The 16665-nt window shown below is 61.3% G+C and carries 13 protein-coding genes and 1 CRISPR repeat array; of the genes, 4 read left to right on the top strand and 9 right to left on the bottom strand.

Annotated features, from left to right (window positions below; genetic code table 11):
• Nucleotides 1-1737: direct repeats of the CRISPR family, unit length 29 nt; unit sequence CGGTTCATCCCCGCGTGTGCGGGGAACGC.
• A 98-nt stretch (nucleotides 1738-1835) separates the two neighbouring features.
• From cas2e to cas3, 8 genes are all read right to left on the bottom strand, one after another.
• Entirely contained in the window at nucleotides 1836-2138 is a 303-nt protein-coding gene (gene cas2e, locus HKL97_RS10370; protein WP_291425058.1) for a type I-E CRISPR-associated endoribonuclease Cas2e, read from the bottom strand.
• On the bottom strand, nucleotides 2119-3093 hold the full coding sequence (gene cas1e / locus HKL97_RS10365) for a type I-E CRISPR-associated endonuclease Cas1e (protein ID WP_291425056.1): 975 nt from the start codon (nucleotides 3091-3093) through the stop codon (nucleotides 2119-2121). Before cas1e ends, cas2e begins: the two co-directional genes overlap by 20 nt.
• Nucleotides 3063-3734 carry a type I-E CRISPR-associated protein Cas6/Cse3/CasE gene (cas6e, locus tag HKL97_RS10360; RefSeq protein WP_291425054.1) on the bottom strand — a complete coding sequence of 224 codons (672 nt, stop codon included), beginning with the start codon at nucleotides 3732-3734 and terminating at the stop codon, nucleotides 3063-3065. The genes cas1e and cas6e overlap by 31 nt, the downstream gene beginning before the upstream one ends.
• Nucleotides 3731-4477, bottom strand: a complete 747-nt coding sequence (gene cas5e, locus HKL97_RS10355) for a type I-E CRISPR-associated protein Cas5/CasD (RefSeq protein ID WP_291425051.1) — start codon at nucleotides 4475-4477, stop codon at nucleotides 3731-3733. Before cas5e ends, cas6e begins: the two co-directional genes overlap by 4 nt.
• Nucleotides 4477-5541, bottom strand: coding sequence for a type I-E CRISPR-associated protein Cas7/Cse4/CasC (cas7e, locus tag HKL97_RS10350; RefSeq protein ID WP_291425049.1), 1065 nt, complete (start codon nucleotides 5539-5541; stop codon nucleotides 4477-4479). Before cas7e ends, cas5e begins: the two co-directional genes overlap by 1 nt.
• Entirely contained in the window at nucleotides 5538-6080 is a 543-nt protein-coding gene (gene casB, locus HKL97_RS10345) for a type I-E CRISPR-associated protein Cse2/CasB (protein WP_291425047.1), read from the bottom strand. Before casB ends, cas7e begins: the two co-directional genes overlap by 4 nt.
• Nucleotides 6077-7687, bottom strand: a complete 1611-nt coding sequence (casA, locus tag HKL97_RS10340; RefSeq protein ID WP_291425045.1) for a type I-E CRISPR-associated protein Cse1/CasA — start codon at nucleotides 7685-7687, stop codon at nucleotides 6077-6079. The genes casB and casA overlap by 4 nt, the downstream gene beginning before the upstream one ends.
• A gap of 78 nt (nucleotides 7688-7765) precedes the next feature.
• Entirely contained in the window at nucleotides 7766-10405 is a 2640-nt protein-coding gene (cas3, locus tag HKL97_RS10335) for a CRISPR-associated helicase Cas3' (RefSeq protein ID WP_291425042.1), read from the bottom strand.
• Nucleotides 10406-11289: 884 nt separating this feature from the next.
• Between cas3 and HKL97_RS10330 the strand changes: the two genes are divergently transcribed.
• Nucleotides 11290-13890, top strand: a complete 2601-nt coding sequence (locus tag HKL97_RS10330) for a tyrosine-type recombinase/integrase (RefSeq protein WP_291425040.1) — start codon at nucleotides 11290-11292, stop codon at nucleotides 13888-13890.
• Nucleotides 13890-15167 carry a hypothetical protein gene (locus HKL97_RS10325; RefSeq protein WP_291425038.1) on the top strand — a complete coding sequence of 426 codons (1278 nt, stop codon included), beginning with the start codon at nucleotides 13890-13892 and terminating at the stop codon, nucleotides 15165-15167. The genes HKL97_RS10330 and HKL97_RS10325 overlap by 1 nt, the downstream gene beginning before the upstream one ends.
• Nucleotides 15168-15296: 129 nt before the next feature.
• Here the strand turns inward: HKL97_RS10325 and HKL97_RS10320 are convergent, their stop codons facing one another.
• Nucleotides 15297-15668, bottom strand: a complete 372-nt coding sequence (locus tag HKL97_RS10320; protein WP_291425036.1) for a DUF3833 family protein — start codon at nucleotides 15666-15668, stop codon at nucleotides 15297-15299.
• Between HKL97_RS10320 and HKL97_RS10315 the strand changes: the two genes are divergently transcribed.
• Nucleotides 15639-15911, top strand: a complete 273-nt coding sequence (locus HKL97_RS10315; RefSeq protein ID WP_291425060.1) for a hypothetical protein — start codon at nucleotides 15639-15641, stop codon at nucleotides 15909-15911. The genes HKL97_RS10320 and HKL97_RS10315 overlap by 30 nt on opposite strands.
• A 197-nt stretch (nucleotides 15912-16108) precedes the next feature.
• Nucleotides 16109-16665: helix-turn-helix transcriptional regulator (locus tag HKL97_RS10310; protein WP_291425034.1), on the top strand; the 557-nt coding region annotated here is incomplete at its 3' end.

The raw sequence follows: 16665 nt of genomic DNA, 5'->3' as shown, positions 1-16665 counted from the left end.
CGGTTCATCCCCGCGTGTGCGGGGAACGCCGATGCTGCGCCTAATGGTAAATGCGTAATCCCGGTTCATCCCCGCGTGTGCGGGGAACGCCGTGCGGTACTTCATGGGATTAACCGGAACGCCGGTTCATCCCCGCGTGTGCGGGGAACGCGCCCGTCATATCAAACGCGACGGCAAGTATATCGGTTCATCCCCGCGTGTGCGGGGAACGCTCCGCCAGCCATGTTATCCATTATGTTTTTGACGGTTCATCCCCGCGTGTGCGGGGAACGCGGAAGCTCTGAGTGTGATCGTTAAAGATGCGACGGTTCATCCCCGCGTGTGCGGGGAACGCTGGTTAAATTACTAGCCTGCGCCTGATAGCACCGGTTCATCCCCGCGTGTGCGGGGAACGCTAAACCCGGTCACAACGGGGATTTACCCGGAACGGTTCATCCCCGCGTGTGCGGGGAACGCTCGAATCAGACACAGCAGCACTGGATCGCGCCCGGTTCATCCCCGCGTGTGCGGGGAACGCTGGCGCTGGTGCCGTCATCCAGCTAAGTGAGCCGGTTCATCCCCGCGTGTGCGGGGAACGCTCCGGCTGAACCGCCGAAGATCGCAATGTCGGCGGTTCATCCCCGCGTGTGCGGGGAACGCTGCGTCTTTTACGGCATCTTCACCTTCGTAAGCGGTTCATCCCCGCGTGTGCGGGGAACGCCCATTGGTCCGCCGTCACCGCGTGCCGCCGGTCGGTTCATCCCCGCGTGTGCGGGGAACGCCGAGGCACCGGCAACACTGCTCAGAACCGCCCCGGTTCATCCCCGCGTGTGCGGGGAACGCATGACGGCATTGACCCAGATGTGGCACGTGAACGGTTCATCCCCGCGTGTGCGGGGAACGCGGTAGGGGAGGGCCAGAAAACCGCCACACAGGCGGTTCATCCCCGCGTGTGCGGGGAACGCACGTTCGGCGCGGTGCAAAACCGCAAGTACGACGGTTCATCCCCGCGTGTGCGGGGAACGCGCAATACCCGCCCCCGTTCCGGCGGCGGTTGTCGGTTCATCCCCGCGTGTGCGGGGAACGCTGTTTCCGGTTTATCTTGTATACACTGGAAAACGGTTCATCCCCGCGTGTGCGGGGAACGCTGCGCCGTATCAACCAGCCCCTGGCCAGTGCCCGGTTCATCCCCGCGTGTGCGGGGAACGCGGTTGGGGCAGTGCGCTTTATGGTATCACCCACGGTTCATCCCCGCGTGTGCGGGGAACGCCGCTTATGATGGCCCGCAGATATTGGTGGCTGCGGTTCATCCCCGCGTGTGCGGGGAACGCCACACCGCATGATACTACGTGCCCTATTGAGCCGGTTCATCCCCGCGTGTGCGGGGAACGCTAGTAGTTTATGATGAGGATGGAGTACGCGGGCGGTTCATCCCCGCGTGTGCGGGGAACGCCTATATGCGGGCGCATTCGCCGGAGTTTCACCCGGTTCATCCCCGCGTGTGCGGGGAACGCACGCTAATCGTTTTGCGGCGGCGAGCATGTCTCGGTTCATCCCCGCGTGTGCGGGGAACGCACGGTAGCGCGGCCAATCAGGCGGGCTATGCGCGGTTCATCCCCGCGTGTGCGGGGAACGCTACCTCCGCGCAAATATCGCAGTTCGCAAATACGGTTCATCCCCGCGTGTGCGGGGAACGCTAACAGAGAGGAAAATGTAATAATGTTTGAGCCGGTTCATCCCCGCGTGTGCGGGGAACGCTCTTCCTGCAGGCGATTGTAATCACTCATTTATTTACATGTCAAAGATCCTACCAAACTTTATCCCGATTTCTGGCGCCGTGCAGTACCGGAATTTGGCTACTTACCCGCAGCCCCCAGCTTTGTGTCTGGCCAAAATGCCACGAGCCGGAAGCCATCAAAATCGACTGGCTCCCGACGGTTTTTACCGCATGTGTCAAACTCAAACCCGGCATCATTAGGGGCGGCCCAAGCGATGACGGCATTTCCGTCTTCGATATTCTGGCCAACCTGCTCCCAGATCATCTCTCGCACGCGCCTGCCATAAGCTCCGACGTAAACGCCAGCTCGTACCTCCAGCAGCCATACCGCAAGCCTTCCGCGCAAGCGCGGCGGCGCGTTTTCAAGTACGATGACCAGCATCGCCTATTCCTGGCTCATCGATAATCGCAACAGGCTGCGCCTCTTCAGGTGCCTCGGGCATGCTTAAGCCCCCAGCCGACAATACGTCTTCGATCGTTGGAATGAGCTTCGCCAACAGATTTGTGCGGCGGAACGCATCGCGGCAACGGCGCCGCGTGGAAGCGACGGGATCCAAAATCCGCTCGCCATCCAAAGGCCGATTTTGTTCCACTGCCGCGACAACACGAAATGCCTCTGGAACCACGGTTTCAAATTTAAAAATATCGGCAATGTCGTAAGCGAAGCTCTGCGCCTTGCCGGTATGCAAAAAGCCGATGGCGGGCGCATATCCGGCAGCCAAAATCGCAGCTTCCGCCAAACCATAGAGCGATGCCGTGGCCGAGGAGAGGCAACGGTTGACAATATCGGCAGCGTCCCAATCCTTTGGGTCGTAGTGCCGCGCGGACCATTTCACGCCGTGGCGCTCAGCCAAAAGCTTGTAATACTCCCGTACACGCGCTCCTTCGATCCCGCGCAACTGGTCAACCGAGCGCCTGGCCGGAGGCTCCTCATTGAAGCGGAGTGCATACATCCGGCGCACTACCTTCAGCCGGGCATCTTCGTCCAACGCAAGCCGCGCCTGATAGAGCAAGCGATCCGCCCTCGCTCCCCCCGGTTGGCCCGCGGCATAAAGCCGCACCCCGGCTTCCCCCACCCAGATGAGCAACGTGCCCGCGCGCGCGGCGAGCACCACGGCCATGTGGCTGACCCGCGTTCCAGGCTCAAGCATCAGGCAGACAAACCCACCGACTGGGATGACGGTGCGCACACCATTCACATCAACCAGGACAAACGCCCCGTCGATCACATCAAGCTGGCCGCGCTCCAAAAACAGGATGGATGCACGTTCCTTGATGGGAATCGGCTTCGGGGGTTTCAGGCCATTCATGCGCGGCGGATCAGCATCAATCCGCATCCAAAAGCTTTGGCATGCCCAAATCCATTGGCCAGCGCGGCGGTAAACTTATCAACCGCCGCCACTTCCAAAATGCCGTCGAAATCTAGCGTGGAGATTTCTATTTTTGCAGCATTTCCACGCGGGATTTTCCATTTGTTATAACCATCAACGCACGGTGGCGCCGGGAGCAAGAAACCATGTTTTCCACCCTGCCCAGCCAGCCATGCCGCACCGGCCTCTTGGATAACCGCCTCGCGTTGCGCGGAACGCTCGGGCTTGGTTAGGGGCGAAAGCGCGGCCATGACGACATCCGCCCGCTTACCGCGCGCTGCGCCTGGCTGCTTGTAGGCGCGCGTGGCGTTGGCGCGGAGCGAGAATTGCAACCGGTCGCCGGCGGCCAAGGCGGGGGCGAATTCCTTCACCTCAACATCGAAAATCTCGCTCTCTCCCGGGAGCTGGGAGGTTAGGATGTAGAAAACGCCGCTTTTCTCCTCGCGCCAGAGGAACGGGCGCGGCGCGTCAGGATCACCGGCGAACAGGGACCAGAGCAGCCGGTGTGCGGCCTCGGCCCGGCGCGACGGATCTTCGGGCAGCAAATGCGTGGCGATGGAAGCGATAGAGGCGCTGCGTTTGAGCCGGGCGCGGAGAAGATAGCTCATGACGCGGCTCCCTGAGGATGCAGCACCGCAACCTCACGCAAGGCGAATTGCCAGCGCTGGCGCGAAAGCGGCTGGTCGCGCAAGAACTCGATGGTATGGTTCAGGCCCGGCGGTACCAGGGCGGTGTCCATGACCATCTGCGGCGGCGCTGCCGGGCGGGAGGCAAGGGCTTTGAATAGTTTTGACTTTTCGCTGTTGCTGCCTCGTGCGTCCCAAACGGCTGCCAGGGCCGCCGGGGCGTCAGCGTATTCACCGAGGGCGGGCTCCAAGGGCAGGCCGAAGACGCAGGATTTACGCCCGAGCGAGAGCGTGTAATGCGGGGCACGCAATGCGGCTGCCAACTCCTCTAACGTATAGGGGGCGCCGGGCGCCGCTGCGACGGCAAGACCGGCAAGAAAATCGCTCCGGTAGTCACGGCTTGTCAGTACCGTGTTCAGCTCCGGCGCGGCCAGTTCCTCTCGCCTAGTGGCGTAGCGGGTTTTGCCGCGCGAGGGCATTTGCGCCGTGTGATAATCGGTGAAAGACCGGCCGGCGGCAAAAATGCCGACGGCGAAATGATAGCCCTGCGCCAGCGCCTGCTGGGCGGGGTCATCGGCACGGTCCACGCCCACCGCCGCACCGAGCAGGCCAATGAGCATAGAGCGCGTGGGGTAACGCTCCGATGACCGGCGCTCCCCTACGGCAAGACCGCCGAAAGAGGCGAACGGGGCGTAGAACGTGGCTGTGAGAAACTGTTCTCCCATCAAACCCCGGCCCGGCAGAACGCCTTGATGTCCTCTAACGTGCCCTTGCCGGTGTGGATGTTCATCTCCGCCGTGGGGCCATCGCCGTCGCCGTAGGCTTGCGCCAGCGCGGCGCGGAGTTTTGTCAGTTCTTTGATTGAGGCTGCCATCATGCCGTCTGGTTCTGCTTCGCCCACCGGCTTCAGGAACGCCGCGGTGAGGGCGCGCGGCTGGTCCGTGCCGCGCTCGGCCAAAATATATTCCGCCCGCGCGCGAGAGGCGAAGCTGGCCTGTTTGCCGGCAGGCGAGACGGTCGCCGCGGCTTCCACCAAAGCGGCGCAAGCCAACCCAGCCAGCGCGTCGTCGCCGCCCAAATTCTGGCGCAGCAGATCGCGGTTGATACAGGCGTAGAGGTAGAACACGCCGGCGCCGAACCCGGCCTCGCCCAAGAACCCCGCGCCTGCATCCTCGCTAGGCTTTTTCAAATCGTCGACGGCGGTGTAATAATCATCCTCGATCGTGGTTTTATGGGTGGTGACGGCGTGCGCGACCTGCACAGCGGCCTCGCGGTTATAATCCGGGTTGTCGGCCAGCATCCGGCCGAACATCGCCAGATCCGCCGCCGTGTCGCTCCGGCGCAATATCTCACCCGCCTGTTTTTTGGCGTCGAATTTTGCATCGGCCACCATGCGGTCCGCCAGTTCCAGGGCGGCGGCGCGTTCCTCGGGCGAGATGAAGGCAAGCTGCTTTGTGAAAAGTGGGTTTTTGTCTTTCTCTTCCTCAGGTTTGCCAAACACGGCGATGATCTCGCGCGTGATTTTGAGCGCTTTCTCCGGCGCCACCTGGGCGGCGAGGAGATGCTCGTTGATCACTTCGCCAATCCGTTGCGTGCGGCTGGCGAGATGGCCATCGAGCGTGGTTTTGAACACGTCCGAGGTGCGCCAGGTGCGCTTTAGGGCCTGAGAGGAAATCCGCAACCGCGTGCTGCCGCCGATAATGGCGGATTTCGGCCGTCCGAGATCGTCACGGTTCAAGTTCGAAGGCGGGTAGAAGGTAAGGAAGTGCAATTGCAGAAAATCGGTCACGGTTGGGCCTCCACGGCAATGGATGAGAATTTTTCAGGATCGTTTGTTTGATAATAATCGTAGAGCCAGCGCTGGCGGCGCGCGTCGCGGCGATAGGGATCGTTCCAGTCTAACAGGCTTTGCACGAGATCGTTCAAATTGCCTTTGTGCTTCAGCAGCGCCAGCGCGCGGCGGAAGGCGGTCAACTGCGCGTCCGGCTCGGTGGCTTCCAAAATCCGGCGGAAGCGCGAGGCGGAGCAGAGCGGGGTGCCCTCAGGCTGGCCGAGCGCCCTGGCGATGTTCTCGCCTGACGCGGCCTCACGCAAATCCGCCAGCACCGCAGCGATGAGCGCAACATGGTTCATATCCGCGGGTCCGGCCCGCAGGCCACGGCACAGGCCGAGCACGGCCGGTTCCATGGATGCTTCCATGACCGTACCCGCGTGGCGCAGTTTGGCGATACCGGCTCGGTCCCCTCGATAGCCGGATTGTTTGTCGGGGTGCATATCGCGCCACCAGGACTGGATGATTTTGGCGTTTTCCGGCGTTGGCTTGATCATGCCTTTTTCCTTTTCGGCTTTGCTTCGCGGGCCTCCAGGCCCAAGGCGGCAAACAACGCGCCACCGGCCTTGCCGTAGCCATTGAGAGCCAGACCCAGCCATTTAGCGGCTTGGGCCACGCGGCCAGGATGGTCCGAGGCAGTGATGGGGGCGGCTTCGTCAAACAGGCGCAGGGCGCTTTGACGCAGACTTTGCAGGAAGGTGGCGGACACATCTTCGCGCGGCGTTCCGCCCGCCGCATGGGCGGCTTCCCTGTAAAAGGCTGGTTCAGTGTCCTGCCAGAATTGGGCGCGCAGATTGTTGAAAAGGCCAGCTTTGATATCCGGCTTGGCACCCTCACTGAACAGCGCACCGCGCACGGCGTGGCGCAGCAGGGCCGCAACTTCGTCCGCGCCGTTAATCAGCCCAGCCAGAGTCTCATCATAAAGCTCCATCCGCGCGGGGTCAGCAACATCGGTAACTGGGAGTTCCGTCTCCACGAAGCCGCGGGCCTTCATATTATCCATATCGAACCCGGCGGCGAGGATGCGCCAGCGTGTATTGCCTTCCGCCGCCACTCGTTTGCGGTCTTTGCGCCACGTGATGATATTGGCCGCGGGCTGGAGACTGGCGCTCGCCGCATCCGGCGCAAAGACAAGGCCCAGAAAATGCCGGTAGCCGATGCCATCCGGCTGTGGATGCACTGGCAACCAGAGCTGCTCTTTGGGTTTCGGGTTATAATACGGGCTCAAGGGGTGTTTAAAAACGTCGTAATTCGCGCCGTTGGGCCGCTGCCGCCAGGAGCGGACCATCACGCTATCCGCGGCCCCCGTCATGCCACAGGTGTCACCCGGTTCCGCTGGTAAAAAATCCAGCCGGATACGCCTGGGCACGCCCCAGAAGGCCAACGCCTCCGCTCCAGGGGTGGGGACAACTTTCTTGTCGCTCTCGGAGGTTTTTGTTTTTGTCAGCCAGGGCAGAATCTGCGGCAGTTCGGCCAATGCCGCGGGCTGGCCGGTGGGCACATTGGCCCAGAGCAAGTGCCATAGCGGCAAGGGCGCGGAGCCGGGCGGGATCACCAGCGTGGTGAGCGGACCGCCACCGCGCAGGCCTGTGCGGTTGCCCGCTCCACCCGCCGGGGCGTAGGTTTGCAGCGTGAACAGCGCCATGGCGGCGCTGGCGCGCGACAGTTGCATGACCTGGCCGCGCTTGTTCAGCAGATCGGCATTTTTCTTGGTCGTTTGTTCGCCTGGCGCCTCAATGAGCAGGTTGGCCACATCGTTTTCCCCGGCGGCCAAATCCTCGAAGTCTTGCATGAAGCGGGGGCCGTCACCATCCAGTTCAAACGCGAAAGCCAGCGGCGCGAACGCGGCTTCCAGCGCGGCGGGACTGGGCGGGGTGTGGTATAAGTCCGGCCATGCACGGGGGCTGGCGGGTGGACAGGCGATGGCCAACAGACCGATGAGAAACTCCAAGCTGGCGAGGCGAAAATCCGCACGCGGCCAGTCAATGGCGATCACCGGGTCGGCCTCGATATTTTCCGTGAGCTGGGAGGGCCTGATGATGGCGGCGCCCGAATGCGCGCGCCGGACGGGAAGCCAAGGATCGTTAATGAGGGAAAACGGCATTGCGACTCCTGGTGGCTCTTGCACCACCACAGGTTGGCACGCCCGATTCTTTAAGGCAACAAATGAACCCCGCGCTAATTATCCATAAATCAGCCCGCCCTCCCGGCCATAACGGACCTCCTGCACACCGGTTTTTGCCTTGGACAGAACCCCACGCCACCCTTTACCCTCCGGCTCCAGGAGCAGAATTGGAATTTCCTGCTCCCAGCGACTCCAACCGGCCCGCAACGCCGCCAGCGCCGCGCCGCGCGCGCCGTCTTCTGGCGGGACACCCTGCGTCCGCCGCGCGGGGAGGGAGATTTCCGACATGGCCCAGGATTTATCCACATCCTGATGAGAACAGCAGGGCGAGATGACGCCATTTTCCCACAGTCCAAGCCGGAAGGTGAAGCTTGGGTCGGAGAGGCGGGTGGGGGTTCGCACATCGCTCATCCAGGCGCCACTGCCTTGGGCGTAGCCGTCTTGCCAATTCAGCAGGTTCTGCCCCGCCACAGCGCGGGCAGCGGCCTCGCGGCCCATGGCCTTGCCGCTGGCCGCCGCCAACGCGTCAGGTATCGGCGCATCCGGCGCGTACACGGCTTCTACCAGAGCGCGCACATCCTCGGGCAAGTTCACCACCGGGTGCTGGAAAATCGCCCTGGCAGAACGCCATAAAACCCCATGGTCCTGGTACACCAATCCGGTGCCGCGAAAATCCTTCAGCCAATCGGCCGCAGGGGCTGCGAGCGGCTCGGGAGCGACAATATAGAGACATGGTGCGATTTCCGGCCTGTTCGGACGCCCATGACGCCACAAGCGGCCGGCGCGCTGAAGCAATAGGTCGACAGGGGCGAGGTCAGAGATCATAACGTCGAAATCGAGGTCGAGGCTTTGCTCCATCACCTGCGTACCGACCACCACATGCGCGCGCTCATACGGCTGGCTGGTCTTGCCAAAGCGCGCCTGTACCGCCTCCTCAATCGCCAGCCGGTCCCCCATGGCGAAGCGGGCGTGGAACAGCGTCGCGGCGACGCCCTGGGCCACCAGCGCCTCATAAGCCGCTACGGCATCGTCCACGGTGTTGCGTATCCACCCCACGGCCGCATTGCGCTGCGCTGCCGCCTTTACCGTGGCAATGGCAGCAGCGGCATCCGCCAGCCGGTGCACTTGGACCTGCCGCGCCAGCCCCGGGCGCGGATCCACCGCATATTCACCGGCACCCGCCGCCGTGACTGACGTAACCAGCGGATAGTCGTTACCGTTGCACGGGACCTGAGCGTTGCCACACGCTTTGTTAAACACATTCACGAGGTTCTGCCGGTCCGTATGCGCCAGAGTGGCGGAGAGGATGATTGTGCTGCCCCCTTGCCGGGCCTGGAATTCAACGAGGCGGAGAAGCTCCTGCTGCATATAAGCGTCGTAGGCATGCGCCTCGTCGATGATCAGCACACGCTGGCTGAGACCAAACAGACGCAAAGGCGCGTGCCGGGTGGGCAAAACACCGTGCAGTGCTTGGTCTATGGTGCCAACGCCGCAATCGGCCAGAAAACTGCGCCGCCTGTCCGCGCCGATCCAGGCCACGCATTGGGCCGAGGCGGTTTCATCAGCGTCAGCCACAGCATGGTCGGGTCCGGCGCGGCCGCGCAGAAGCGCCTCGGCAAAGCGCTCGTTCAACTGGCGCTTTCCGTGCGCCAGGACAAGAGAGGGGGCTTCGCCCGGCGCGAAGAGCGCAGTGTAATACCGGCCGAGCCTCTCATGCAGGGCATTTGCCGTGGCCATTGTCGGTAGCGCGACGAACAGCCCCTGCGCGCCCTTTTCCTGCATCAGCCGATGCGCCAGGAGCAGCGCAGCCTCGGTTTTGCCGCTGCCGGTCTGGTCCTCGATGATCACCAGGGCGGGCGTACCGGAAACGCCTAGGTCCACTTTGGCGACGAATTCCTGCACCGGCGTGGGGTCGTAAGAGCCGAGCAATGCAGCCATGGGAGACGTAGCGCTGGCTGACAGCCCTGTTATGCCCGCCTCGGCGACTGCTCGCTCTGCCCGTTTGCACGCCGCCGGCCAGTAATCGGCAAGGATTTGGGCTGTCGTCTGATAGGGAAACCACTCCTCAGCGGAGCCGATCCAATCGGCCAGCACCGTGAGGCCCGCCAGCCACCACGATAAAGCGGTGGCGTCATCCTCGGATAACGGCGGCAATGGCTCCGGGTTCAACAGGGCGAGGAGGTCAACGATGAACTCCGCCGCCGCCGCGCGCGAAATGGGGCAGTAGCTATGCGACGGCATATCTTCCTGCGGCGGGCTGCCATGATGGCCGCATACGGCGCGCAGCAGCCTTTCCCTGTCCAGTATGTGCAGCCTACCTAGAACCGGGGCCAGAAACTGATCGAACTTTTCCTCTGTCATCAGGACAAAGCCGGCCGTATCGTGGCGCGGTGCGTCATGCTTTTTGTACAGTCCCAACGCAACCGGCCAGAGGTCTTCCCGTTTTGCTTGAAAGGGCCGGGAAAATTTTCCGATGTCATGCAACGCGATCAATACCACAAGCGCCGGCCAAGCGGCCTCACCGATATCCCTCAGCCCTGGAATTTGCGGCTTATTCGCGGTGAGCCATGCCTGGGCGACCGCTGCCACGTCAAGCATATGGAACACCGCTGGGTGCCAGGAGGGCGAGGCCGAGCATTCGTCTTCGTTACGGGCAGCTTTGCCCCAAAAAGATAGATACGCATTTGTTTCGGACATGATCATCAGGTTAGCCTAACACCTCCGATTTTCAATCCGAGTTTTTAATTATTTAGACTGCCCAAAGATTAAAGAAATCACCAAAAATCCTCATCAACGGTTAGGTTTCAGGAAACGCGCACAACTCTCCCCTCCGCTTCCCTGCCTGCCGGAAAATGCAGGCGGCGGCGCCTCGGGGGTGCCTGTTCACGTTGCCTATCGTCGACATACCCATTTCTCCGGTGGGCCAATCCGTCTGCCCCGCAGTCCCCCATCTCTCGATGCTGGCGAGGGTTGCGCCCTCGTGCTGCGGCCCACTTACGCAGGCGTATAAAGTGTCGACTATCCCCTGGGCGGGCAACCGCCGTCGGAGGGGCCGGAGGAGTCCGCTTCAGCAGCCGTAAGCCGCCCTGGCGGGGAAGAACCCGGCAACGTCTCGCGCAATAGCGGCGGCGCGCGCGTTCCTTGTTTCGGCCAGATCGCCCGCCGCCTGCCGGAGTGACCGGAGCCAGGTGCGCCACGCAGGCCGCGTGCCCCGAAGGTCCGGGGTGGGGACTTCGCGTTCGCTCCAATTTCCAGATGCGCCCGGGCCAGTCCGTCCGCCGGGGCGGCACGTTGGGCACCGCCGTTAGGGTGAACGAAGCGCTGGTCGCCTGGTCAAGAAAAAATTGGAGAGCGGGCAGAAAATTATTTTTGCGCGATGGAAAGTGGCGCCGGAATCTGACGTCTCCATAACTGGCTGATTTTTAACTATAAAATATTTGTGTCGCCGGTCGTTCTTGGACCGTTGGCGCAGGCGACCAAGGATTGCGAGCGATCGGGTTCCTCAAACCAGGAGCCGGACATGAAAAAGCCTACTGACGATCATCACACGCAGAACACATCAACGGGCGCCGTTGAGCCATATGATGCGTTCGACCTGGAGCATCTGTGCCCTGGTTCCAACCCAGGTCCCGATCTCGACGCGCCGGAACTGGCCCCGGCGACAGACCCCCTGGCGCAGCGTTTTTTCACTTTATCCCAAGCCGGAAAAATCTTCGGCAAAACCCCGCGCACGATGCGCTGGTGGGCTGATACGGGGCGAGTTCGCACGGTCAAAATCGGCGCCGCACGCTTCATCACCGAGGCCGAGATTGAGCGCCTCCAACGTGGCGGGGAGGGCTGAGGCGATGGCAAAAAAACACAGCAATATCAGTTCAGTACCGAGTCAAATGCAAAGGTGCAACAGCCAACTTGATAAATTGAACGTGCTATCTTCGCCTGAATGCCGCTTCCTGCCGCACCTTGCCATCTTGAAGAAGGAACCGACTGATATGCTTGACTTTACCTCCGCACCACCCATCCCTCAGGGTGAAGGTCATCCCCATCAACCGGGGCCGTCAGTGCCTGCGATGCCGACTCCGTCCCGAATTATCCCGGCGGCACCGCCAGGCGACCAGCCCGAACTGCCGCTTTTTGCGGTCAACACGTCGGATCCGGGAGAGTTTGCGGTGCTCCCCGGTTCACATTTTGGTGAATTCGTGGGCGAACCATCGGACGCCACGCCCGTTGACTTCCCGCCAGCTGCGCCGAAACAGCGGCGCAAGCGGGATTTGTCGCTGCGTGCTGAACCGGTGCTCTTGGCCTCGCTCACGCCGCCAGACCCGGCATCGTTGACGGCCGCAAGCATCCGCGAAACCATCGAGACCTGGACCGACCTCAAGCCCAGCCAGCGCCGCCCGTTGCTGACCGCGGTGAACCACGCGGCGGGTTTGCTGGCGGCGAGTCGCCATCTCCTGGGCGATTGCGCTCCGTGGAGTTGCGCCGGGTTGAATCGGGTGTTGTGGCGCAGCGGCGAGCCGGCGCTTGGCCTGAAAGCGGACCCGTTTCGCAACATGGTCTCCGGCCTGCGCACGGTACTGATCCGTCTCGGCACCCACGCCGACAGCCGTTATGGCGAAAACCGTCTCAGCCCAGCCTGGGGGGCGCTGTATGACGCACTGCCGACGAGTGACCGCCGCAAGGGGCTGATCCGCTTCTTCCGGTATCTCACCCTGGAGGGCGTTACCCCGGAGATGATCACGGCGGAGAGCATCAACGAATTCAACGCATGGTGCCACGCGAAAATTCTTCACAAAGACCCCATCGGGCTGAGCCGCCGTTCCGCGAGTAATTGGGAGGATATGCGCAAGACGGTTCCTGGCTGGCCGCAGGTTGAACTGCGCCGCCAGGGGGTGCGCGACCAATACGCCCTGCCGTTCGACATCTTCCCCGCCAATTTCAACGCCGATGTCGAGCGCTTTCTGCGCAATCCGGCACCAATGTCCGAGACGCCGGTGAAGGCGGGCAACCCCTATACCAGTCTCGCCTTGGCCAAAAAGCAGGCCTCCGAAGACGAGGCGGCAGCCGAGTCCGCGACCGGGCGCAAGACCCCGCGCAGCGGCCGGCGTGCGCGCACGAAGCGCACCATCGAAACTCGCCGCTGGCAAATTCAGGTTTCGATGACCGCGCTGGTGGCTTCAGGCATCCCCATCGAGAAGGTCAGCTCGCTCAGCATGCTGGCCACACCACTGGAGCATCCCATCGCGATTTTGGATTTCCACCGGGAACGCCTGCTCAAGCGCAAGTTGGAGAATGGCGAGGAATTCACCGAGAGTGAACTGCGTTCGTCCACGCTCAAAGGCATCGGCGAGTTGCTGCGTCAGATCGGCAAATTCGAGGCCGGTCTCTCGGAAGGCGAGCTCGACGACCTGCGCGAATACATCGCAATGGTCACGCCAAATGAGGAGTTCGGAATGTCCGAAAAAAATCGCATCCGGCTTACCGCCCTGTTCGAGGACCCGGCCTATTCGATGTTGCTGGGCTTGCCCGCGCATTGGATGAAACTGGCGCAGGAGCCGGGGCGTGATCCGTATGAGGCGGCGCGCTTGGCGATGTATGGAGCGGCGGTGGAAATTCTGCTGTTTTTGCCGCTGCGCCGGATGAATCTGCTGCAATTAAAACTTGACAGTAATCTGCGGCGACCGAGCCCAAACGCGTTTATCAGCGAAATTTATATCCCGGCCCATATGGTGAAAAACCGCGCCACGATCCGCTGGCCGGTGGAGGTGGCCTCTGCCCGCGTGCTGGAGACCTATATCAGCAAGTACCGCCCGCTGCTGGCCAAGGCGGGGAATGACTTTTTGTTCCCCGGCATTGGCGACAGCCACCGCGACGATGCGGAATTCGGCGACCAGTTGTCGAAACGCGTGGCCCACGAGATTGGTGTTGAATTCAACTGTCATCTGGTACGGCATTTCGCCGTGGTGCGCTATCTGCGTAAGAACCCCGGCGCCTATGAAATCGCGGCCAACATTCTCGGCCACAAATCCCCACAGACCACGCAAAAATTTTATTGTGGATTAGAAATCGACGCCGCCGCTCGGCATTCCAACGCGCTACTCTTCGAGGAACGCCGGGCCACGAAACAGATCGCGGTCGGAGCCTATCACCAGCGCCACCGCGTCCGCCGCAAGGGAGGCAAGTAATGGCCCGTTCTAATCTGGAGACAGATCACGGTCAGGCTGGCCACGCCGGCACACTGGCGGCGCGCCAGCCCGGTCATAACGTTGAAGTTGCGGTCAAAGCCAAACTGAAGGCCAAAACCGACGTGACGACCGCAGCCAAAGCCACAACCAAGGTCAAAACCAAGGTCCAGGCCCAGGTCCAGAAATCCAGCATCGTCACGCCGGTCGCGCTCTGGCCACAAAAGGACCAGCAGTGCTGGCGCGAAGGCACGGACCCGATCGCGGGTCTGCGCCGCCCGCGTTATGCCGACACGCTGACGCCCCGCTCGATCAAGGCGGCGTGGCAGAGCCATGGCCGTCTTCTCCATATCCTGGCCGAGCACGGACTACTCGACCCCGACATCGGTCCCGCGGCACGCGTGACCTTTGAGAGCGTGGCGCTCTACTTCGATGAGCTGCGCGCCGCCGGGAACAGCGACAACACGATCAAGGGCCGGATGTTCCATCTGCGTACCGGCCTGCACATCATGGCGCCGAAAGTGAGTTTCGACTGGATCACCCGGCCCGACGATGTTCCGCTGGATGCCATCCTCAAGCAGGAATTGCGGGATGATCTGTTCGTCCCCGACGCTAAACTGCTGTTTGAGTGGGGCTTGTCGATGATGACGGATCAGCCGTTGCCGGAGGATTCCACGGAGCGGCTGGAAACCTGCCGGAAATTCCGCAACGGCTTGATCATTGCGTTGCTCGCCTGCCGGGCGCCGCGGCTAGGCTCACTGTCGCAGATGCGTCTCGGCAAAAATCTGTACAAGCGCAACGGCGAATACTGGGCGCGGCTGCAGAGCATGATCGTCAAGAACAAGCGCGAACTGCACTACAGCCTGCCCGAAATTCTGACACCCTATCTCGACCGCTATGTGAGCGAGATCCGTTCGAAATTGCTCGATCCGGTGGCGACTGACGCCGTGTGGGGCAATGGGGACGGCGGCGCATTCACCTATCGCTCCATTCAAACGATGCTGTTTCGTCGGACGCAGGCGAAGGTTGGTCAAAAATTCGACGCGGCATTTGGTCCGCACCGTTTCCGCCATGCTTTTGCCACCGCTTTGGCCGAGGCCGATCCCACCAACCCCGGCCTCGCCGCGGTCATTCTCGGCATCACCGAGGGCGTTGTCGCTGCGCATTACCGCCAGGCGCGCCAAGCCGATGCCGCGCGCAAGCTACAGGCAAATCTGGCCGAGGAGCGCGAGCGCACGCGCCACATTGCGGAGCGCGCCTTCGGCAGGCGCTCTGGCTGAAAACACAATGTTATGTGCTTTCAGCCGACGATGTTTTAATCTGCTTCATTTTATTGAGATCAGCGACCCGAAGCTTAAATTGGTTTCCGCATCGAGCGTTGCAGCAATGTAGATGACGAGTCGGTCAGTTTAATCATGTACAAACGCGATCTGCACATCGCCCAAGGTAACCCCGAGTTTGCTGATGGTGGTGTGATTGATCACCACGCCGGGGCCTTCACGGAACATCCAATCGCTGACTGAAACCCTGTGAGTGCTGGCACCCGTATGAAGCTCGGTCACGTAGGTCATATGAAACGCATTGCCGTCCTGCTCGCCTGTGGCAACACCGATCACATCGCCTGCGGTTCCTTCCCAGCTTTGCGGTCCGGTTTTATGGAAATGCCAGGTGCGGCTGGTTGGTTGGCCGTTGGCACCACCGATATAAGTGAAATGTTCCTGCAGGGTCATGGTCGTGCCGTCCCAACTGCCATGGCAATCGACGTTGAATTGGTTCCGCACATTGCCAAAACGATCGATGAAGATGCCATAGGCGGTGGAATGGCCAGGGAAAAATCATTGAGCGCCATGGTGGGAGAGCCGCCGGCAAAATCCTGCGGCTGCATGGTGGTGCAGGCGCTTAAGCCACAGGCGGCGAGGGCCGGGAGAACAAAGTTTAACCAACGCATTTTAAAAGTCCTTATCCGGTATTTCCAAAACGAGCGGTCAACCCGTTCCTATTGGGGGAAGCCTACTCCATTTTGAGTTCGGTGGAATGGGGACCAAATCAACTTGAACCGATGCCGGGGTTATTGTGCTGCTTCAGAGTCTCTCAAAAATCCGCCGCGCTGCTAAAATAATCTTTTATTATCAGCATATTATTCTTGAAAAACCCGTTACGATATCATATTTATATGGGGCAGATCATCATCCATTCCGGCTAAGCCGAGGTGCTAGCGACTTTGGTCGCCAACGCAAGCGCGTCCGATCTGCCGCCCGAAAAATCATCGCTCGGCCAAATTCGGAATATTTTTTACAGGACATTTTATATGACTAAAGACAGCCAACCGGGCGCGAACCGTGAGGTTCGGCCTGCTGCGCCAACGCGCACCCGCAAAATGCGAACTGTCAATAATGCCGCCGAGACAAAGCGCCTTAAAACCGCGCTCTTCGCCGCACTTGACAGAACAGGCCTCAATCTGAAGGAGATCGCCGAAAAATGCGAACTCGAGAGTGCCAACCGGCTCTATAATTTGAAGAATGGACACAGCGAAATGTTGTCCGTTCAGACTTACCTGGCTCTTGCCCGGCATTTGAACCTGCCGATCAGCGAGTTGCTCGGCATGCCTGATCGTACACCGTCTACGCCGGCTTCCGTGCGCGGAAGTGCTGCGATTCAGGTCGCGGCTGAACGCTTTGCCCGGTCATTCACTTTCGTCAGGACAGCGACTCAGGAATTCTATGAGCGGCATGTCGAGCCTAACGATCCAGCACGCAATCAAGCGGCGAAGATCAACCT

Source organism: Acidocella sp., assembly GCF_013044125.1.
In the GTDB taxonomy this organism is placed as follows: Bacteria; Pseudomonadota; Alphaproteobacteria; order Acetobacterales; family Acetobacteraceae; genus Acidocella.
Note: the sequence above shows the minus strand (reverse complement) of the source record. Positions and strands in the feature narration are given on the sequence as shown.